Source organism: Paraburkholderia sp. C35 (assembly GCF_003121405.1).
GTDB lineage: Bacteria > Pseudomonadota > Gammaproteobacteria > Burkholderiales > Burkholderiaceae > Paraburkholderia.
In genome coordinates this window covers 106306-127555 of the sequence record NZ_QBUY01000015.1, presented here as the reverse complement: position 1 = coordinate 127555, position 21250 = coordinate 106306, and the positions used below count along the sequence as shown (strand labels likewise).

Below are 21250 nucleotides of genomic sequence, written 5' to 3'. Positions count from 1 at the left end.
CAGGTGTGGAAGCGCAGTAATGCGTTAAGCTAACTGATACTAATTGCCCGTAAGGCTTGATCCTATAACAGGTGTGTGTCGGCAGCCATTAGTGCTTCAGCACTTATGGATGCCCCACTCCTGCGCGAAGCGCAGGAGTCTTGGACGGAACACACGGGTTGAGAGATCGTTGTTGTGCCAGATTAAACAACACAACCCTCTTTACACACACTTCTTCCAGATTGGCTGTGGCGCTCAACCGCGACGCAGCAACCCGTCATGCCTGATGACCATAGCGAGTCGGTCCCACCCCTTCCCATCCCGAACAGGACCGTGAAACGACTCTACGCCGATGATAGTGCGGATTGCCCGTGTGAAAGTAGGTAATCGTCAGGCTCCTTACCCAAGACAAGACCCCGCCCTCAAAAGCGGGGTCTTGTCGTTTCTAGCTTTACTATAAGTGAGAGCTCATGGGTTCCGAGCGGTCAAGAAATGCTTGACAAGAGTTAATCGCTCCCCCATAATCATCAGTTCTCTGCGGAGGGGTGCCCGAGTGGCTAAAGGGGGCAGACTGTAAATCTGTTGGCTTACGCCTACGTTGGTTCGAATCCAACCTCCTCCACCAGATTTCAAAAGCTGTAAAGCAGTTGTTGGGAATCGACAGATCCTTGCGGGTGTAGCTCAATGGTAGAGCAGAAGCCTTCCAAGCTTACGACGAGGGTTCGATTCCCTTCACCCGCTCCAGCAAGCAAAGTAGATGTAGCGCCCATGTGGCTCAGTGGTAGAGCACTCCCTTGGTAAGGGAGAGGTCGGCAGTTCGATCCTGCCCATGGGCACCAGCTAGTACCAAGTGATTGTTTGCGCGCCGCGCAACGTACGGAAAAATCCTCTTAGGAGTCGAAAATGGCCAAAGGTAAGTTTGAGCGGACCAAGCCGCACGTGAACGTCGGCACGATCGGTCACGTTGACCACGGCAAGACCACGCTGACGGCAGCGATCACGACGGTGCTGACCGCAAAGTTCGGCGGTGAGGCAAAGGCGTACGACCAGATCGACGCAGCGCCGGAAGAAAAGGCGCGCGGCATCACGATCAACACGGCACACGTCGAGTACGAAACGGCTAACCGCCACTACGCACACGTCGACTGCCCGGGCCACGCTGACTATGTGAAGAACATGATCACGGGCGCAGCGCAGATGGACGGCGCGATCCTGGTGTGCTCGGCTGCAGACGGCCCGATGCCGCAAACGCGTGAGCACATCCTGCTGGCGCGTCAGGTTGGCGTTCCGTACATCATTGTGTTCCTGAACAAGTGCGACATGGTGGACGACGCTGAGCTGCTGGAACTCGTCGAAATGGAAGTTCGCGAACTTCTGTCGAAGTACGACTTCCCGGGCGACGACACGCCGATCATCAAGGGTTCGGCCAAGCTGGCGCTGGAAGGCGACAAGGGCGAGCTGGGCGAAGTGGCGATCATGAGCCTGGCCGATGCGCTGGACACGTACATCCCGACGCCGGAGCGCGCAGTTGACGGCGCCTTCCTGATGCCGGTGGAAGACGTGTTCTCGATCTCGGGTCGTGGCACGGTGGTGACGGGTCGCGTTGAGCGCGGCATCGTCAAGGTCGGCGAAGAAATCGAATTCGTCGGTATCACGCCGACGGTGAAGACGACCTGCACGGGCGTGGAAATGTTCCGCAAGCTGCTCGACCAGGGTCAGGCAGGCGACAACGTCGGTATCCTGCTGCGCGGCACGAAGCGTGAAGACGTGGAGCGTGGTCAGGTTCTGGCGAAGCCGGGTTCGATCACGCCGCACACGCACTTCACGGCTGAAGTGTACGTGCTGAGCAAGGATGAAGGCGGCCGTCACACGCCGTTCTTCAACAACTACCGTCCGCAGTTCTACTTCCGTACGACGGACGTGACGGGCTCGATCGAGCTGCCGAAGGACAAGGAAATGGTGATGCCGGGCGACAACGTGTCGATCACGGTGAAGCTGATCGCTCCGATCGCCATGGAAGAAGGTCTGCGCTTCGCAATCCGCGAAGGTGGCCGTACCGTCGGCGCAGGTGTCGTTGCAAAGATCATCGAGTAAGCCAGCTAGTTCTCGTTGATCGGTTGTTTCGAGGTTGGCGATTGCGTCAACCTCAATGGTTTAGGGGTATAGCTCAACTGGCAGAGCGTCGGTCTCCAAAACCGAAGGTTGGGGGTTCGATTCCCTCTGCCCCTGCCACTTCTCGCGTCGAATGTGACGCACGTTAAGGTGTTATGGCGAATCCTTCCGTCGAAACTGTTAATACTTCCAGCGACAAGCTGATGCTCGTTGCCGGTGTATTGTTGGTCTTGGCTGGGTTCGTGGGGTTCTTCTGGCTGAATGGCCAAGAATGGTACGTCCGCGGAGCAGCTTTGGCTGTCGGGTTGATCGCAGGCGTCGCAGTCGGTCTTCTCTCAGCGCCCGGCAAGGGTTTCATCGCATTCGCCAAAGACTCGTACAAGGAAGTCCGCAAAGTTGTTTGGCCGACGCGCAAGGAAGCGAGCCAAACCACGCTGGTGGTCTTCGCATTTGTGCTGATCATGGCGGTGTTCCTCTGGATTTGCGACAAATCCATCGAGTGGGCGATTTTCTCGGCGATTCTGGGTTGGAAATGATATGAGTGATATTCCGGCATCCCCGAGCGGAAAACGTTGGTATGTGGTGCACGCCTACTCCGGCATGGAGAAGAGCGTGCAACGTGCGCTTCAGGAGCGCATCGACCGTGCCGGCATGCAAGACAAGTTTGGTCAGATCCTCGTGCCGACTGAAGAAGTCGTCGAGGTGAAAGGCGGTCATAAGTCAGTGACTGAGCGCCGTTTCTTCCCGGGTTATGTGCTTGTGGAAATGGAAATGACGGACGAAACATGGCACCTCGTGAAGAACACGGCAAAGGTGACGGGTTTCGTGGGTGGAGCGCGTAACCGCCCGAGTCCGATTTCCCCGAGGGAAGTCGAGAAGATCATGTCGCAGATGCAGGAAGGCGTCGAGAAACCGCGCCCCAAGACCCTGTTCGAAGTCGGCGAGATGGTCCGCGTGAAGGACGGTCCGTTCACCGACTTCAACGGCAGTGTCGAAGAAGTGAACTACGAAAAATCGCGTGTCCGTGTATCTGTTACGATCTTCGGCCGTGCGACGCCAGTCGAATTGGAATTCGGTCAGGTCGAAAAGTTGTAATTCAGGTTTTTGCGGATCGCGCCAGCTGGCGCGATCCGTCGTTCGCGCTTACGGTCCGCGTAATGATCGTTGAGGAGCGTTGGTAGTCGAGGTTTGGCGAAGGCGCGTTACTACTCACTGAACGCGTTAGCGTTCTAAAGAGGTTTTGAAAATGGCAAAGAAAATCATCGGCTTTATCAAGCTGCAGATTCCTGCAGGTAAAGCCAATCCGTCGCCGCCGGTCGGCCCGGCACTGGGTCAACGCGGCCTGAACATCATGGAGTTCTGCAAGGCGTTCAACGCGCAGACTCAAGCATTGGAACCGGGTCTGCCGATTCCGGTCGTCATCACGGCGTTCGCTGACAAGAGCTTTACGTTTGTTCTGAAGACGCCGCCGGCTACCGTTCTGATCAAGAAGGCAGCAAAGATCGACAAGGGCTCGAGCAAGCCGCATACCGACAAGGTCGGCAAGATCACGCGCGCTCAAGCCGAAGAAATCGCCAAGACCAAGATGCCTGACCTTACGGCAGCTGATCTGGACGCAGCGGTTCGTACGATCGCTGGTAGCGCCCGCTCGATGGGCATCACCGTGGAGGGCGTGTAAATGGCTAAGCTTTCGAAGCGTCTGCAAGCATTTGCAGCTAAGGTCGATCGTCAAAAGCTGTACGCGATCGAAGACGCTCTGTCGCTCGTGAAGGAATGCGCAAGCGCGAAGTTCGACGAATCGATCGACGTTGCAGTGCAACTCGGCATCGATGCAAAGAAGTCGGATCAAGTGGTTCGTGGTTCGGTCGTTCTGCCCGCTGGTACGGGTAAGTCGGTTCGCGTTGCTGTGTTCGCGCAAGGTGAGAAGGCTGAGCAAGCTCGTGCGGCTGGCGCCGAAATCGTCGGTATGGAAGATCTGGCTGAGCAAGTCAAGGCCGGTAACCTTAACTTCGACATTGTGATCGCTTCGCCGGACACGATGCGTGTTGTCGGTACGCTCGGTCAGATCCTCGGTCCGCGTGGCCTGATGCCGAACCCGAAGGTCGGTACGGTTACGCCGGACGTCGCGACGGCTGTCAAGAACGCGAAGGCTGGCCAGGTGCAATTCCGTGTCGACAAGGCCGGTATCATCCACGCAACGATTGGCCGTGCTTCGTTCGAACCGGCAGCGCTGCGTACGAACCTGAACGCTCTGGTCGAAGCGCTGCAAAAGGCGAAGCCGGCAACGAGCAAGGGCGTGTACCTGCGCAAGATCGCACTGTCGAGCACCATGGGTGTTGGCGTGCGCGTCGATCAGGCAACGCTGGCAGCACAGTAAAAGTTTTAGCCGCTTCGGCCTTATGGTTGGAGCGGATTTGAGGGCTTTGGGCGGTCGCGAGATTGCAGTATGAATCAAGCGGCCGGTTGTCAAAGACCGTTGGTGGAGGCGCGGTAGTCGGGTGCTTCCTTAATTCAAGCCAACGCAGATGGCGAACCCGAAAAGGTTTTGTAGTGATGAAACCGTTTGAATCCCGCAGCCATGCGGACCTCGAATGGTCGAAATACTCCTGACTGGTCGGACGCCGTTGTTGAACGCGATGTGCGAGGCATGTGCCAAGTACATCGAATCTGGAGGTTAACCGTGCCACTGAACAAAGAAAGCAAGCAGGCCGTCGTCGCTGAAGTTTCCGCGCAAGTCGCGAAAGCTCAGACCGTCGTTCTGGCTGAGTATCGTGGGATCACGGTTGGCGATCTGACCAAGCTGCGCGCGAAAGCGCGCGAGCAACAGGTGTACCTGCGCGTGTTGAAGAACACGCTGGCGCGTCGCGCTGTCGAAGGTACCCCGTTTGCTCCGCTGGCTGAGCAGATGACTGGTCCGCTGATCTACGGCATCTCGGAAGATGCAATTGCTGCTGCTAAGGTCGTCAATGACTTCAGCAAGAGCAATGACAAGTTGGTCATCAAGGCTGGTTCCTACGAAGGCAAGGTGATGGACAAGGCAGGCGTGCAAGCGCTGGCCAACATCCCGAGCCGCGAAGAGCTGCTCTCCAAGCTGTTGTTCGTTATGCAAGCGCCTGTTTCTGGCTTTGCGCGCGCTATGGCCGCGCTGGCAGAAAAGAAGCAAGGCGAAGCTGCGTAAGCAGTGCATCGACGTACTTCAGTCGGGCGTAATTGATCGCTGGCTGTATCCGAATTCAATTTAGGAGTATTTCAAATGGCAATCGCAAAAGAAGACATCCTCGAAGCCGTTGGCGCGATGTCGGTTCTGGAACTGAACGAGCTGGTTAAGGCGTTCGAAGAAAAGTTTGGCGTGTCGGCTGCTGCTGTTGCAGTTGCTGGCCCCGCAGGCGCAGGCGGCGGCGCTGCTGCTGCTGAAGAGCAAACCGAGTTCACCGTTATCCTGACGGAAACGGGCGCGAACAAGGTTTCCGTGATTAAGGCTGTTCGTGAACTGACGGGTCTCGGCCTGAAGGAAGCGAAGGACCTGGTCGACGGTGCACCGAAGCCCGTGAAGGAAGCGGTACCCAAGGCTGCAGCTGAAGAAGCCAAGAAGAAGCTGGAAGAAGCCGGCGCGAAGGCTGAAATCAAGTAAGTTTCAGCGCGCTGTGCGAAGGCTGGCGGTTTTTACCGCCGGCCTTTTTGTGCTTTGTGGAAACGACGTTTTTGCTTGCTTGTATCGGCAAAAAAGTCCTCCAAGAAGCCAAAGAAAATCGCCGTTCGGCAATTGCGACTGGCGCTTCTCTTTGTCTTCTGAAGCGACTGCAGAAGGCAAGTTTGGTCGGGTAGCGGGCAACACAGGCATCCGCTGCCGTCAGCCAGCGGTTGGTAGCGGCCAACCACCAAGCTTCAAGGCTCGTTCAAGCCATCGGACGGCCAACGGGTCTCAGTCGGTGAACACTCGGGTTGTCACATCAAGGTATCCCGCCTCGACAACAATGCCCGCCGTGATTCGGAGATCGTATGCAATATTCCTTCACCGAGAAGAAGCGTATTCGCAAGAGTTTCGCGAAGCGCCCCATCGTTCACCAAGTACCTTTCCTGCTGGCTACCCAGCTTGAATCATTCAGCACGTTTCTGCAAGCAGAAGTGCCCACGGCGCAGCGCAAACCGGAAGGTCTGCAGGCTGCGTTTACCTCGGTTTTTCCCATTGTTTCGCACAACGGCTTCGCTCGTCTAGAGTTCGTCAGCTACATGCTGTCGCCGCCGGCATTCAACATCAAGGAATGTCAGCAGCGCGGTCTGACTTACTGTTCGGCGTTGCGTGCCAAGGTGCGTCTGGTGCTGCTCGACAAGGAATCGCCGAGCAAGCCCGTCGTCAAGGAAGTGAAGGAGCAGGAAGTCTACATGGGCGAAATTCCGCTCATGACGCCGACTGGCTCGTTCGTTATCAACGGCACGGAACGTGTGATCGTGTCGCAGCTGCACCGTTCGCCTGGCGTGTTCTTCGAACACGACAAGGGCAAGACGCACAGCTCCGGCAAGCTGCTGTTCTCGGCACGTATCATTCCTTACCGTGGCTCGTGGCTCGACTTCGAATTCGACCCGAAGGACGTGCTGTATTTCCGCGTCGACCGTCGTCGCAAGATGCCCGTCACGATCCTGCTGAAGGCAATCGGCCTGACGCCGGAACAGATCCTCGCAAACTTCTTCGTGTTCGATAACTTCACGCTGATGCCGGAAGGCGCGCAGATGGAGTTCGTGCCCGAGCGTCTGCGTGGTGAAGTCGCGCGCTTTGACATCACGGATCGTGATGGCAAGGTCATTGTCCAGAAGGACAAGCGTATCAACGCGAAGCACATTCGCGACCTCGAAAACGCGAAGACGAAATACATTTCGGTCCCCGAAGACTATCTGCTCGGCCGCGTGCTCGCGAAGAACGTTGTCGACGGCGACACGGGCGAAGTGATCGCAAACGCGAACGACGAAGTCACGGAAAGCGTGCTCGACAAGCTGCGCGAAGCGAAGATCAAGGACATCCAGACGCTCTACACGAACGATCTGGATCAAGGTCCGTACATCTCGTCGACGCTGCGTATCGACGAAACGGCCGACAAGATGGCCGCACGTATCGCGATCTACCGCATGATGCGTCCGGGCGAACCGCCGACGGAAGAAGCCGTCGAGGCGCTGTTCAACCGTCTGTTCTACAGCGAAGAAGCGTACGACCTGTCCAAGGTGGGTCGTATGAAGTTCAATCGCCGCGTCGGCCGTGACGAAATCGTCGGCCCGATGACGCTGCAGGACGACGACATCCTCGCGACGATCAAGATCCTGGTCGAACTGCGTAACGGTAAGGGCGAAGTGGACGACATCGACCACTTGGGCAATCGTCGTGTGCGTTGCGTCGGCGAACTGGCGGAAAACCAGTTCCGCGCAGGTCTCGTGCGTGTCGAACGTGCAGTGAAGGAACGCCTCGGCCAGGCCGAAAGCGAAAACCTGATGCCGCACGACCTGATCAACTCGAAGCCGATTTCGTCGGCGATTCGCGAGTTCTTCGGTTCGTCGCAGCTGTCGCAGTTCATGGACCAGACCAACCCGCTGTCGGAAATCACCCACAAGCGCCGTGTTTCGGCTCTTGGCCCGGGTGGTCTGACGCGTGAGCGCGCTGGCTTTGAAGTCCGCGACGTGCACCCGACCCACTATGGCCGCGTGTGCCCGATTGAAACGCCGGAAGGTCCGAACATCGGCCTGATCAACTCGCTGGCTCTGTACGCGCACCTGAACGAATACGGCTTTCTCGAAACGCCGTATCGCAAGGTGACGGACAGCAAGGTCACGGATCAGATCGACTATCTGTCGGCGATCGAAGAAGGCCGTTACGTGATCGCTCAGGCGAACGCGGCTGTGGCTGAAGACGGCACGCTGACCGACGAACTCGTGTCGTCGCGCGAAGCGGGCGAAACGCTGATGGTCACGCCGGACCGCATCCAGTACATGGACGTGGCGCCGTCGCAGATCGTGTCGGTGGCAGCATCGCTGATTCCGTTCCTCGAGCACGACGACGCGAACCGTGCGTTGATGGGTTCGAACATGCAGCGTCAGGCTGTGCCGTGTCTGCGTCCGGAAAAGCCGGTCGTCGGTACGGGTATCGAGCGCACGGTGGCTGTCGACTCGGGTACGACCGTTCAGGCACTGCGTGGCGGTGTGGTCGACTACGTCGATGCAGGCCGTATCGTGATTCGTGTGAACGACGATGAAGCGGTGGCTGGCGACGTCGGTGTCGACATCTACAACCTGATCAAGTACACGCGTTCGAACCAGAACACGAACATCAACCAGCGTCCGATCGCGAAGGTCGGCGACAAGGTTGCTCGCGGTGACGTGCTGGCTGACGGCGCTTCGACGGACCTCGGTGAACTGGCACTTGGCCAGAACATGCTGGTCGCGTTCATGCCGTGGAACGGCTACAACTTCGAAGACTCGATCCTGATCTCGGAGAAGGTCGTTGCGGACGATCGCTACACGTCGATCCACATTGAAGAACTGAACGTCGTTGCTCGCGACACGAAGCTCGGACCGGAAGAAATCACGCGCGATATTTCGAATCTCGCTGAAGTGCAGCTTGGCCGTCTCGACGAGTCGGGCATCGTGTACATCGGCGCGGAAGTCGAAGCAGGCGACGTGCTGGTCGGCAAGGTCACGCCGAAGGGCGAAACCCAGCTGACGCCGGAAGAAAAGCTGCTGCGCGCGATCTTCGGTGAGAAGGCTTCGGACGTGAAGGACACGTCGCTGCGCGTGCCGTCGGGCATGAGCGGCACAGTCATCGACGTGCAAGTGTTCACGCGTGAAGGCATCCAGCGCGACAAGCGTGCGCAACAGATCATCGACGATGAACTGAAGCGTTATCGCCTCGACCTGAACGACCAGCTGCGTATCGTGGAAGGCGACGCGTTCCAGCGTCTCGCACGTATGCTCGACGGCAAGGTCGCGAACGGTGGTCCGAAGAAGCTCGCGAAGGGCACGAAGATCGACCAGGCTTACCTGGAAGATCTGGATCACTACCACTGGTTCGACATCCGCCTCGCGGACGAAGAAGCAGCGGCACAGCTCGAAGCGATCAAGGATTCGATCGAACAGAAGCGTCACCAGTTCGACCTCGCGTTCGAAGAGAAGCGCAAGAAGCTCACGCAAGGCGACGAACTGCCGCCGGGCGTGCTGAAGATGGTCAAGGTGTATCTGGCAGTCAAGCGCCGCCTGCAGCCTGGCGACAAGATGGCCGGCCGTCACGGTAACAAGGGTGTCGTGTCGAAGATCGTTCCGATCGAAGACATGCCGTACATGGCCGATGGCCGTCCCGCAGACGTCGTGCTGAACCCGCTGGGCGTTCCGTCACGGATGAACGTGGGTCAGGTTCTCGAAGTGCATCTGGGTTGGGCCGCGAAGGGTCTGGGCTGGCGTATCGGCGAAATGCTGCAGCGTCAGTCGAAGATCGAGGAAGTTCGCAAGTTCCTGACCAAGATCTACAACGAGTCGGGCCGTGCGGAAGAGCTGGAAAGCTTCTCCGACGACGAGATCCTCGAACTGGCGAAGAACCTGCGCGAAGGCGTGCCGTTCGCTACGCCGGTGTTCGACGGTGCGACGGAAGACGAAATGTCGGCCATGCTCGACCTCGCGTTCCCGGACGACATCGCTCAGAACCTGGGCATGACGAAGTCGAAGAACCAGGTGCGTCTGTATGACGGCCGCACGGGTGAAGCCTTCGAACGTACGGTGACGGTTGGCTACATGCACTACCTGAAGCTGCACCACCTGGTCGACGACAAGATGCACGCGCGTTCGACGGGTCCGTACTCGCTGGTCACGCAGCAGCCGCTGGGTGGTAAGGCGCAGTTCGGTGGTCAGCGCTTCGGTGAAATGGAAGTGTGGGCGCTCGAAGCCTACGGCGCATCGTATGTGCTGCAGGAAATGTTGACGGTCAAGTCGGACGACGTGACAGGCCGTACCAAGGTTTACGAGAACCTGGTGAAGGGCGATCACGTGATCGACGCGGGTATGCCGGAATCCTTCAACGTGCTGGTGAAGGAAATCCGCTCGCTCGGTATCGACATCGACCTCGACCGCAACTAATCGGACTACGGAGAGAAAGCAATGAAAGCTCTGCTCGATCTATTCAAGCAAGTCCAACAGGAAGAAGTTTTCGACGCGATCAAGATCGGTCTGGCCTCGCCGGACAAGATCCGTTCGTGGTCGTTCGGTGAAGTCAAGAAGCCGGAAACCATCAACTACCGCACGTTCAAGCCGGAGCGGGATGGTCTGTTCTGCGCAAAGATCTTCGGTCCGATCAAGGACTACGAATGCCTTTGCGGCAAGTACAAGCGCCTGAAGCACCGTGGCGTGATCTGCGAGAAGTGCGGCGTTGAAGTCACGCTCGCCAAGGTGCGTCGCGAACGCATGGGCCACATCGAACTGGCCTCGCCTGTCGCGCACATCTGGTTCCTGAAGTCGCTGCCGTCGCGTCTGGGCATGGTGCTCGACATGACGCTGCGCGACATCGAGCGCGTGCTGTACTTCGAAGCATATGTGGTGATCGATCCGGGCATGACGCCGCTGAAGGCGCGTCAGATCATGACGGAAGAGGATTACTACAATAAGGTCGAAGAGTACGGTGACGAATTCCGCGCTGAAATGGGCGCGGAAGGCGTGCGTGAACTGCTGCGTGCGATCAATATCGACGAGCAGGTCGAGATGCTGCGCACCGAACTCAAGAACACGGGTTCGGAAGCGAAGATCAAGAAGTACGCGAAGCGTCTGAAAGTGCTCGAGGCATTCCAGCGTTCGGGCATCAAGCCCGAGTGGATGATTCTCGAAGTGCTGCCCGTGCTGCCGCCGGAACTGCGTCCGCTGGTTCCGCTGGACGGCGGCCGTTTCGCGACCTCGGACCTGAACGACCTGTATCGCCGCGTGATCAACCGTAACAACCGGTTGAAGCGTCTGCTCGAACTGAAGGCGCCTGAAATCATCGTCCGCAACGAAAAGCGGATGCTGCAGGAAGCCGTCGATTCGCTGCTGGATAACGGCCGTCGCGGTAAGGCGATGACGGGCGCGAACAAGCGTCCGCTGAAGTCGCTCGCCGACATGATCAAGGGTAAGGGCGGTCGTTTCCGTCAGAACCTGCTGGGTAAGCGCGTCGACTACTCGGGCCGTTCGGTCATCGTGGTCGGCCCGACGCTCAAGCTGCATCAGTGCGGTCTGCCGAAGCTGATGGCGCTCGAACTGTTCAAGCCGTTCATCTTCAACAAGCTGGAAGTGATGGGTGTTGCTACCACCATCAAGGCTGCGAAGAAGGAAGTCGAGAACCAGACGCCGGTGGTGTGGGACATTCTCGAAGAAGTCATTCGCGAACATCCGGTGATGCTGAACCGCGCGCCGACGCTGCACCGTCTTGGCATTCAGGCTTTCGAGCCGGTGCTGATCGAAGGTAAGGCAATCCAGCTGCATCCGCTCGTTTGCGCGGCGTTCAACGCCGACTTCGACGGTGACCAGATGGCTGTTCACGTTCCGCTGTCGCTCGAAGCGCAGATGGAAGCGCGTACGCTGATGCTGGCGTCGAACAACGTCCTGTTCCCGGCCAACGGCGATCCGTCGATCGTGCCGTCGCAGGATATCGTGCTCGGCCTGTACTACGCGACGCGTGAAGCGATCAACGGCAAGGGCGAAGGCCTGACGTTCACGGGCGTGTCGGAAGCACTGCGCGCGTACGAGAACAAGGAAGTCGAGCTGGCCTCGCGCGTCAACGTGCGGATCACGGAAATGGTCCACAACGAAGACACGTCGGAAGGCGCGCCGAAGTTCGTACCGAAGATCACGCTGTACGCGACCACGGTTGGCCGCTCGATCCTGTCCGAAATTCTGCCGCCGGGTCTGCCGTTCTCGGTGCTGAACAAGCCGCTGAAGAAGAAGGAAATCTCGCGTCTGATCAACACGGCATTCCGCAAGTGCGGTCTGCGCGAGACGGTGATTTTTGCTGACCAGCTGATGCAGTCGGGCTTCCGCCTGGCAACGCGCGCCGGTATCTCCATCTGCGTCGACGACATGCTCGTGCCGCCGCAGAAGGAAACGATCGTCGGCGACGCCGCGAAGAAGGTGAAGGAATACGACCGTCAGTACATGTCGGGTCTCGTCACCGCGCAAGAACGCTACAACAACGTGGTCGACATCTGGTCGGCGACGTCGGAAGCGGTCGGCAAGGCGATGATGGAGCAGCTCGCGACGGAACCGGTGGTCGATCGCGACGGTAATGAAACGCGTCAGGAATCGTTCAACTCCATCTACATGATGGCTGACTCGGGTGCGCGTGGTTCGGCAGTCCAGATTCGTCAGCTGGCCGGTATGCGCGGCCTGATGGCGAAGCCGGACGGCTCGATTATCGAAACGCCGATTACCGCGAACTTCCGTGAAGGTCTGAACGTGTTGCAGTACTTCATCTCGACCCACGGTGCACGTAAGGGTCTGGCTGATACGGCACTGAAGACTGCCAACTCGGGTTACCTGACGCGTCGTCTCGTTGACGTCACGCAGGATCTCGTGGTGGTCGAGGACGATTGCGGCACGTCGAACGGCGTGGCGATGAAGGCCCTCGTGGAAGGCGGTGAAGTCGTCGAAGCGCTGCGTGACCGTATTCTCGGTCGCGTTGCCGTGGCTGACGTCGTCAATCCGGAAACGCAAGAGACGCTGTACGAATCGGGCACGCTGCTCGACGAAGATTCGGTCGAAGAGATCGAGCGTCTGGGCATCGACGAAGTGCGCGTGCGTACGCCGCTGACCTGCGAAACGCGTTACGGTCTGTGCGCAGCCTGCTACGGCCGCGACCTGGGCCGCGGCTCGTCGGTCAACGTCGGCGAAGCAGTCGGCGTGATCGCTGCACAGTCGATCGGTGAGCCGGGCACGCAGCTGACCATGCGTACGTTCCACATCGGTGGTGCGGCATCGCGTGCGGCAGTGGCGTCGTCGGTGGAAGCGAAGTCGAACGGTACGGTGCGTTTCACGGCGACGATGCGTTACGTCACGAATGCGAAGGGCGAGCAGATCGTCATCTCGCGTTCGGGCGAAGCGCTCATCACCGACGATCACGGCCGCGAGCGCGAGCGTCACAAGGTGCCGTACGGCGCGACGCTGCTGCAACTCGACGGCGCGCAGATCAAGGCAGGCACGCAGCTGGCCACGTGGGATCCGCTGACGCGTCCGATCATCACCGAGTGGGGCGGTACGGTGAAGTTCGAAAACGTCGAGGAAGGCGTGACGGTCGCGAAGCAGATCGACGACGTGACGGGTCTTTCGACGCTCGTCGTGATCGACGTGAAGCGCCGTGGTTCGCAGGCTTCGAAGAGCGTGCGTCCGCAGGTCAAGCTGCTCGACGCGAACGGCGAAGAAGTCAAGATCCCGAACTCGGAGCACTCGGTTCAGATCGGCTTCCAGGTCGGCGCTCTGATCACCGTGAAGGACGGTCAGCAGGTTCAGGTGGGTGAAGTGCTTGCACGTATCCCGACTGAAGCGCAGAAGACGCGTGACATTACGGGTGGTCTGCCGCGTGTGGCGGAACTGTTCGAAGCACGTTCGCCGAAGGACGCAGGTATCCTGGCGGAAGTCACGGGTACGACGTCGTTCGGTAAGGACACGAAGGGCAAGCAGCGTCTCGTTATCACGGACCTCGAAGGCAATCAGCACGAGTTCCTGATCGCGAAGGAAAAGCAGGTTCTGGTTCACGATGGTCAGGTCGTCAACAAGGGCGAAATGATCGTGGACGGTCCGGCCGATCCGCACGACATCCTGCGTCTGCAGGGTATCGAAGCGCTGTCGCGTTACATCGTGGACGAAGTGCAGGACGTGTACCGTCTGCAGGGCGTGAAGATCAACGACAAGCACATTGAAGTGATCGTGCGTCAGATGCTGCGTCGTGTTCAGATCACCGACAACGGCGATACGCGCTTCATTCCGGGCGAACAGGTCGAGCGGTCGGACATGCTCGACGAGAACGACCGTATGAACGCAGACGACAAGCGTCCGGCAACGTACGAGAACATTCTGCTGGGTATTACGAAGGCGTCGCTGTCGACGGACTCGTTCATCTCGGCGGCATCGTTCCAGGAAACGACGCGCGTGCTGACGGAAGCGGCAATCATGGGCAAGCGCGACGATCTGCGCGGTCTGAAGGAAAACGTGATCGTCGGTCGTCTGATTCCGGCCGGTACGGGTCTCGCGTTCCACAAGGCACGCAAGACCAAGGAAATGGCCGATCGCGAGCGTTTCGACCAGATCGCTGCCGAAGAGGCTTTCGAGTTTGGTACGCCGGAAACGCCGGCTGCCGAGCAGACGCCACACACCAACGAGTAAGCAGACTGGCGGCGCAAGCTGCCATGTCTGTGCAACGAAGTTGGCAAAACCGCCCGGTTTCGACCGGGCGGTTTTTTTTCGTCTTAACGTTTTACGTTTTCGCCTATCCAGATTGGCCTCTGCCAATTGATCACTTGCGCGACAAACTCCAGGCGAAGCGCGATTGCGTTGGTAAAATTCGTGTCATTCGCTTTGCGCACTTCTTTCGTCCCTCCATGTCCCGTCCGCTCCAGATCCTCAACGAAGTTTTCGGCTATCCCGCGTTTCGGGGGCAGCAGGGCGAAATCGTCGAACACGTTTCGACAGGCGGTGATTGTCTGGTGCTGATGCCGACGGGCGGCGGAAAATCGCTGTGCTATCAGATTCCGTCGCTGGTGCGGCGTGAGGCCGGTCTCGGCGCGGGCATTGTCGTGTCACCGCTGATCGCGTTGATGCAGGATCAGGTGGCGGCGTTGAGGGAAGTGGGCGTGCGTGCGGCGTATCTGAATTCCACGCTGTCGGGCGCCGATGCCGCTGCGACGGAGCGCGCACTGCGAGAAGGCGAAATCGATCTCCTGTATGTCGCGCCCGAGCGGCTGATGACGCCGCGTTTTCTCGATCTGCTCGAACGGGCACGCATCGGCCTGTTCGCGATCGATGAAGCGCATTGCGTGTCGCAATGGGGCCACGACTTCCGGCCCGAATACATCCAGTTGTCGGTCTTGCATGAGCGGTTTCCTTCGGTGCCGCGCATCGCGCTCACCGCGACCGCTGACGCCATCACTCGCGACGAGATCATCCATCGCCTCGCGCTCGATGATGCACGTGTATTCGTATCGAGTTTCGACCGGCCGAATATTCGCTACCGGATCGTCGAGAAAGACAACGCACGCTCGCAACTGCTCGACTTCATTCGCGCGGAGCATACGCGTGCGGACGGTACGACCGATGCGGGCGTCGTCTATTGCCTGTCGCGCCGCAAGGTCGAAGAGACGGCAGAGTGGTTGAAAGCGCAGGGCGTGCGCGCGTTGCCGTACCACGCCGGAATGGAGTTCGAGGTGCGTCAGCAGCACCAGGAGCGTTTTCAGCGCGACGAAGGCATCGTGATGTGCGCGACGATAGCATTCGGTATGGGCATCGATAAACCCGATGTGCGTTTCGTCGCGCATCTGGATTTGCCGAAGAGCGTCGAAGGCTACTATCAGGAAACAGGTCGCGCGGGTCGCGACGGTCTGCCTGCCAACGCGTGGATGACCTACGGACTCGGCGACGTCGTGCAGCAGCGCAAGATGATCGACGAATCGGAAGCCGACGACGCGCACAAGCGCGTGCAGACCGGCAAGCTCGACGCGTTGCTCGGATTGTGCGAAACGGCGACGTGCAGGCGTGTGCGCCTGCTCGCGTATTTCGGTGAAGAGGGTAAGCCGTGTGGAAATTGCGATACGTGTCTCGAACCGCCGGCGTCGTGGGACGCGACACGGGAATCGCAGATGGCGCTGTCGTGCGTATTCCGTGCACAGCGAGCCAGTGGTTTCAGCTTCGGCGCCGGACATCTGATCGACATCCTCCGCGGTAATCGTACTGAGAAAATTCTGCAACGCGGTCACGAGAAGATCAGTACGTTCGGAATCGGCGCGTCGTGGTCTGAGCACGAGTGGCGCGCCGTATTCCGCCAGTTGGTCGCCTTCGGATTTCTCACGGTCGATCACGAGGGTTTCGGCGCGCTCGTGTTGACGGAAGCGAGCAAGGCCGTCTTGAAGGGCGAGCAGAACGTGACGATGCGCCGTTATGTGAAGCCGGTGCGCACGCGCCAATCATCCGGACGGACAAGCGAGCGCGCCGATCCGACGGCGGGCATGAATTCGCGCGAGCGCGCGCGTTGGGACCGCCTGCGGGCGTGGCGCACCGAAACCGCGAAGAGCGACGGCGTTCCGGCCTACGTGATTTTCCACGACGCAACGTTAGCAGAAATCGCGCGCAATAGCCCCGAATCGCTCGACGACCTGCGTCATATTCCCGGCATGGGAGCCCGAAAACTCGATCGTTTCGGGGACGAATTGCTCGAGGTCGTCGCAGCCGACTGACATCGATGTCCGAAACCCTTTCGAATCGACGCAACCTGTTGACTCTTTTGGGATTTTCGGACTATGATGCTAGGTTCCGGTTCTTGGAAGGATTACGTGCGGAGTAAGCGCGTCTCTAAATCCGTCCGGACTGGAGCTCAGCAGTAGTCAGAAACGCGTTCGTTTTTGCTTTGCCCAGAAACGAATACGTTGATTTTGTTCAATTTCAGGAATAAACAATGCCAACCATCAATCAACTGGTTCGCAAAGGCCGCACGTCGGAAACGACGAAGAGCAAGTCGCCGGCCCTGCAGGACTGCCCCCAGCGTCGCGGCGTGTGCACCCGTGTGTACACCACGACGCCGAAGAAGCCGAACTCGGCACTGCGTAAGGTCGCCAAGGTTCGTCTGACGAACGGCTTCGAAGTCATTTCGTACATCGGTGGTGAAGGCCACAACCTGCAGGAACACTCGGTCGTGCTGATTCGCGGCGGCCGTGTGAAGGACTTGCCGGGTGTGCGTTACCACATGGTTCGCGGCTCGCTGGATACCCAGGGCGTCAAGGATCGTAAGCAAGCTCGCTCGAAGTACGGTGCGAAGCGTGCCAAGGCTGGCAAGTAATCAGCCGGTCAGCAGTAACAGGTCGCTCGTCAGAGCGGTTTAGCGGTGGTGCCGGATAGCCGGTGCTGTCGAGTAAGTGGTCACCCGACCAGGCTGGTAAGTCGTAATAGATGAATCGGGTTAGTTGGTGGCCGCGGGGCGAGTGCAGGAAGCGCTGCTCCAACTGAAAAGTTAAAGGAAGAAACATGCCGCGTCGTCGCGAAGTCCCCAAGCGGGAAGTGTTGCCGGATCCGAAGTTCGGTAACGTTGATGTTGCAAAATTCATGAACGTGCTGATGCTCTCAGGCAAGAAGTCGGTTGCCGAGCGCATCGTGTACGGCGCTTTCGAACAGATCCAGACCAAGGGTGGCAAGGACCCGCTGGAAGTGTTCACGGTAGCGCTCAACAACGTGAAGCCGGTGGTCGAAGTGAAGAGCCGTCGCGTTGGTGGTGCGAACTATCAGGTTCCGGTCGAAGTGCGTCCGTCGCGTCGTATGGCATTGGCGATGCGTTGGCTGCGTGAAGCCGCGAAGAAGCGCAGCGAGAAGTCGATGGCTCTGCGTCTGGCTGGTGAACTCTCCGAAGCGGCTGAAGGCCGTGGCGGCGCGATGAAGAAGCGCGACGAAGTTCACCGGATGGCAGAAGCCAACAAGGCGTTCTCGCATTTCCGTTTCTAAGCGCCCTCCCCGGGTCAGCAGTAAAGCGGAAAGAAATTCCGGGCGGGTGCGCTTTCAAAGCGCCTCGCCCGTTTGTGTTAGGGCGCGACGGACTGGTTTCCATCGTGTCATCCCAATAGAGGATCAAAGTGGCTCGCAAGACTCCTATCGAGCGCTACCGCAACATCGGTATTAGCGCTCACATCGACGCCGGCAAGACGACGACGACCGAGCGCATCCTGTTCTATACCGGCGTGAACCATAAGATCGGTGAAGTGCACGACGGCGCTGCAACCATGGACTGGATGGAGCAGGAACAGGAACGTGGTATTACCATCACGTCCGCTGCTACGACGGCGTTCTGGAAGGGCATGGCGGGCGACCGCGCTGAACACCGCATCAACATCATCGACACCCCGGGCCACGTCGACTTCACGATTGAAGTTGAGCGCTCGATGCGCGTGCTCGACGGCGCATGCATGGTTTATTGCGCAGTGGGCGGCGTGCAGCCCCAGTCGGAAACGGTGTGGCGTCAGGCTAACAAGTACAAGGTTCCCCGTCTCGCGTTCATCAACAAGATGGACCGTACCGGTGCGAACTTCTTCAAGGTCTACGACCAGCTCAAGCTGCGTCTGAAGGCGAACCCGGTTCCCGTCGTCGTGCCGATCGGCGCGGAAGAGAACTTCACGGGCGTCGTCGACCTGATGAAGATGAAGGCGATCATTTGGGACGAGGCGTCGCAAGGCACCAAGTTCTCGTACGAAGACATCCCGGCTGAGCTGGTTGATTCGTGCAACGAATGGCGCGAAAAGATGATCGAAGCCGCGGCTGAGTCGAGCGAAGACTTGATGAACAAGTACCTCGAAGACGGCGAGCTGTCGGAAGCGGAAATCATCAAGGGTCTGCGCGATCGTACGATCGCTTGCGAAATCCAGCCGATGCTGTGCGGCACCGCGTTCAAGAACAAGGGCGTGCAACGCATGCTCGACGCCGTTCTGGACTTCCTGCCGTCGCCGGTCGATATTCCGCCGGTTACGGGCGAGCTGGAAAACGGTGAGAAGGGTGAGCGCCGCGCTTCTGACGACGAGAAGTTCTCGTCGCTGGCGTTCAAGATCATGACCGACCCGTTCGTTGGTCAGCTGATCTTCTTCCGTGTGTACTCGGGCGTCGTGAATTCGGGCGACACGGTGCTGAACGCGACGAAGGACAAGAAGGAACGTCTGGGTCGTATTCTGCAGATGCACGCAAATCAGCGCGAAGAAATCAAGGAAGTGCGCGCTGGTGACATCGCTGCGGCTGTTGGTCTGAAAGAAGCGACGACCGGCGACACGCTGTGCGATCCGCAACACCCGATCGTGCTCGAACGCATGATTTTCCCGGAGCCGGTGATTTCGCAGGCTGTTGAGCCGAAGACGAAGCCTGACCAGGAAAAGATGGGTCTGGCGCTTAACCGTCTGGCTCAGGAAGATCCGTCGTTCCGCGTTCAACCGGACGAAGAATCGGGCCAAACCATTATTTCCGGCATGGGCGAGCTCCACCTGGAAATTCTGGTTGACCGTATGAAGCGTGAATTCGGCGTGGAAGCAACGGTCGGCAAGCCGCAAGTTGCTTATCGCGAAACGATTCGCGGCAAGGCAGAAGACGTTGACGGCAAGTTCGTCAAGCAGTCGGGTGGTCGCGGCCAGTACGGCCACGCGGTCATCACGCTCGAGCCGAATGAGCAAGGCAAGGGCTACGAGTTCCTCGACGAGATCAAGGGTGGTGTGATTCCGCGTGAATACATCCCTGCGGTCGACAAGGGTATTCAGGAAACGCTGAAGGCCGGCGTGCTGGCAGGCTTCCCGGTCGTCGACGTCAAGGTTCACCTGACGTTCGGTTCGTACCACGACGTTGACTCGAACGAAAATGCGTTCCGCATGGCCGGCTCGATGGCGTTCAAGGAAGCAATGCGCAAGGCGAGCCCGGTTATCCTCGAGCCGATGATGGCCGTGGAAGTCGAAACGCCTGAAGACTACATGGGCAATGTGATGGGCGACCTGTCGGGCCGTCGCGGTATCGTTCAGGGTATGGACGATATGGTCGGCGGTGGCAAGATCGTCCGCGCTGAAGTGCCGCTGTCGGAGATGTTTGGCTACTCGACGTCGCTGCGCTCGCTCACGCAAGGCCGCGCAACGTACACGATGGAATTCAAGCACTACGCAGAAGCACCGCGTAACGTGTCGGAAGCGATCATCAACGCGAAGTCGAAGTAAGACCTCGCATAGTCATTCATCGAACAAACTTTTTTGAAAGAAGAGAAACATGGCTAAAGGTAAATTCGAACGGACCAAGCCGCACGTGAACGTCGGCACGATCGGTCACGTTGACCACGGCAAGACCACGCTGACGGCAGCGATCACGACGGTGCTGACCGCGAAGTTCGGCGGTGAGGCAAAGGCGTACGACCAGATCGACGCAGCGCCGGAAGAAAAGGCGCGCGGCATCACGATCAACACGGCACACGTCGAGTACGAAACGGCTAACCGCCACTACGCACACGTCGACTGCCCGGGCCACGCTGACTATGTGAAGAACATGATCACGGGCGCAGCGCAGATGGACGGCGCGATCCTGGTGTGCTCGGCTGCAGACGGCCCGATGCCGCAAACGCGTGAGCACATCCTGCTGGCGCGTCAGGTTGGCGTTCCGTACATCATCGTGTTCCTGAACAAGTGCGACATGGTGGACGACGCTGAGCTGCTGGAACTCGTCGAAATGGAAGTTCGCGAACTTCTGTCGAAGTACGACTTCCCGGGCGACGACACGCCGATCATCAAGGGTTCGGCCAAGCTGGCGCTGGAAGGCGACAAGGGCGAGCTGGGCGAAGTGGCGATCATGAGCCTGGCCGATGCGCTGGACACGTACATCCCGACGCCGGAGCGCGCAGTTGACGGCGCCTTCCTGATGCCGGTGGAAGACGTGTTCTCGATCTCGGGTCGTGGCACGGTGGTGACGGGTCGCGTTGAGCGCGGCATCGTCAAGGTCGGCGAAGAAATCGAAATCGTCGGTATCAAGCCGACGGTGAAGACGACCTGCACGGGCGTGGAAATGTTCCGCAAGCTGCTCGACCAGGGTCAGGCAGGCGACAACGTCGGTATCCTGCTGCGCGGCACGAAGCGTGAAGACGTGGAGCGTGGTCAGGTTCTGGCGAAGCCGGGTTCGATCACGCCGCACACGCACTTCACGGCTGAAGTGTACGTGCTGAGCAAGGATGAAGGCGGCCGTCACACGCCGTTCTTCAACAACTACCGTCCGCAGATCTACTTCCGTACGACGGACGTGACGGGCTCGATCGAGCTGCCGAAGGACAAGGAAATGGTGATGCCGGGCGACAACGTGTCGATCACGGTGAAGCTGATCGCTCCGATCGCCATGGAAGAAGGTCTGCGCTTCGCAATCCGCGAAGGTGGCCGTACCGTCGGCGCAGGTGTCGTTGCAAAGATCATCGAGTAAT

Annotated in this window: 15 protein-coding genes, 4 tRNA genes and 1 rRNA gene; 19 read left to right on the top strand and 1 reads right to left on the bottom strand. The window is 58.9% G+C overall.

The annotated features are described in order from the left end of the window. The first annotated feature begins 261 nt into the window (after positions 1-261). The 12 genes from rrf (at position 262) to rplL (ending at position 5722) form a co-directional block, all read left to right on the top strand. A 5S ribosomal RNA gene (rrf, locus tag DK391_RS12860) occupies positions 262-375 on the top strand. A 143-nt stretch (positions 376-518) separates the two neighbouring features. After that, positions 519-604 (top strand) — tRNA-Tyr (locus tag DK391_RS12855). A gap of 45 nt (positions 605-649) precedes the next feature. Next, a tRNA-Gly gene (locus tag DK391_RS12850) sits at positions 650-723 on the top strand. Between the two features lie 20 nt (positions 724-743). Next, positions 744-818 (top strand) — tRNA-Thr (locus tag DK391_RS12845). 64 nt (positions 819-882) lie between these two features. Continuing rightward, a complete protein-coding gene (gene tuf, locus DK391_RS12840) occupies positions 883-2073 on the top strand; it encodes an elongation factor Tu (protein ID WP_109478358.1) in 1191 nt (396 codons plus the stop codon). 62 nt (positions 2074-2135) lie between these two features. Then, a tRNA-Trp gene (locus DK391_RS12835) sits at positions 2136-2211 on the top strand. A 35-nt stretch (positions 2212-2246) separates the two neighbouring features. Continuing rightward, positions 2247-2627, top strand: a complete 381-nt coding sequence (gene secE, locus DK391_RS12830; protein WP_109478357.1) for a preprotein translocase subunit SecE — start codon at positions 2247-2249, stop codon at positions 2625-2627. A gap of 1 nt (position 2628) precedes the next feature. Beyond that, positions 2629-3186 carry a transcription termination/antitermination protein NusG gene (gene nusG, locus DK391_RS12825; protein WP_109478356.1) on the top strand — a complete coding sequence of 186 codons (558 nt, stop codon included), beginning with the start codon at positions 2629-2631 and terminating at the stop codon, positions 3184-3186. Positions 3187-3337: 151 nt separating this feature from the next. Then, positions 3338-3769 (top strand): 50S ribosomal protein L11, encoded by a 432-nt coding sequence (gene rplK / locus DK391_RS12820; protein ID WP_012402205.1) that lies wholly within the window; start codon positions 3338-3340, stop codon positions 3767-3769. Beyond that, positions 3770-4468, top strand: coding sequence for a 50S ribosomal protein L1 (gene rplA, locus DK391_RS12815; RefSeq protein WP_109478355.1), 699 nt, complete (start codon positions 3770-3772; stop codon positions 4466-4468). A gap of 270 nt (positions 4469-4738) precedes the next feature. Then, positions 4739-5269 carry a 50S ribosomal protein L10 gene (rplJ, locus tag DK391_RS12810; protein ID WP_204117352.1) on the top strand — a complete coding sequence of 177 codons (531 nt, stop codon included), beginning with the start codon at positions 4739-4741 and terminating at the stop codon, positions 5267-5269. A gap of 75 nt (positions 5270-5344) precedes the next feature. Then, positions 5345-5722, top strand: a complete 378-nt coding sequence (gene rplL / locus DK391_RS12805) for a 50S ribosomal protein L7/L12 (protein WP_035988792.1) — start codon at positions 5345-5347, stop codon at positions 5720-5722. Here rplL and DK391_RS44280 read toward each other — a convergent pair. Then, a complete protein-coding gene (locus DK391_RS44280; RefSeq protein ID WP_162600805.1) occupies positions 5715-5966 on the bottom strand; it encodes a hypothetical protein in 252 nt (83 codons plus the stop codon). The genes rplL and DK391_RS44280 overlap by 8 nt on opposite strands. 124 nt (positions 5967-6090) lie before the next feature. On the opposite strand from DK391_RS44280, the gene rpoB reads away from it, so the two are divergent. The 7 genes from rpoB to tuf (DK391_RS12770) all read left to right on the top strand — a co-directional run bounded on the left by rpoB (position 6091) and on the right by tuf (DK391_RS12770) (position 21249). Beyond that, a complete protein-coding gene (gene rpoB / locus DK391_RS12800) occupies positions 6091-10197 on the top strand; it encodes a DNA-directed RNA polymerase subunit beta (protein WP_109478353.1) in 4107 nt (1368 codons plus the stop codon). Between the two features lie 21 nt (positions 10198-10218). After that, positions 10219-14460 (top strand): DNA-directed RNA polymerase subunit beta', encoded by a 4242-nt coding sequence (gene rpoC, locus DK391_RS12795; protein ID WP_109478352.1) that lies wholly within the window; start codon positions 10219-10221, stop codon positions 14458-14460. Positions 14461-14675: 215 nt separating this feature from the next. After that, positions 14676-16523, top strand: a complete 1848-nt coding sequence (gene recQ / locus DK391_RS12790) for a DNA helicase RecQ (RefSeq protein ID WP_109478351.1) — start codon at positions 14676-14678, stop codon at positions 16521-16523. 218 nt (positions 16524-16741) lie between these two features. Further along, positions 16742-17122 (top strand): 30S ribosomal protein S12, encoded by a 381-nt coding sequence (gene rpsL / locus DK391_RS12785; RefSeq protein WP_006053290.1) that lies wholly within the window; start codon positions 16742-16744, stop codon positions 17120-17122. Positions 17123-17307: 185 nt separating this feature from the next. Beyond that, positions 17308-17778 (top strand): 30S ribosomal protein S7, encoded by a 471-nt coding sequence (rpsG, locus tag DK391_RS12780; protein WP_006053291.1) that lies wholly within the window; start codon positions 17308-17310, stop codon positions 17776-17778. 128 nt (positions 17779-17906) lie between these two features. Continuing rightward, on the top strand, positions 17907-20009 hold the full coding sequence (gene fusA, locus DK391_RS12775; protein ID WP_109478350.1) for an elongation factor G: 2103 nt from the start codon (positions 17907-17909) through the stop codon (positions 20007-20009). Between the two features lie 49 nt (positions 20010-20058). Beyond that, positions 20059-21249 carry an elongation factor Tu gene (gene tuf / locus DK391_RS12770; protein ID WP_109478349.1) on the top strand — a complete coding sequence of 397 codons (1191 nt, stop codon included), beginning with the start codon at positions 20059-20061 and terminating at the stop codon, positions 21247-21249. Position 21250 lies beyond the last annotated feature (1 nt).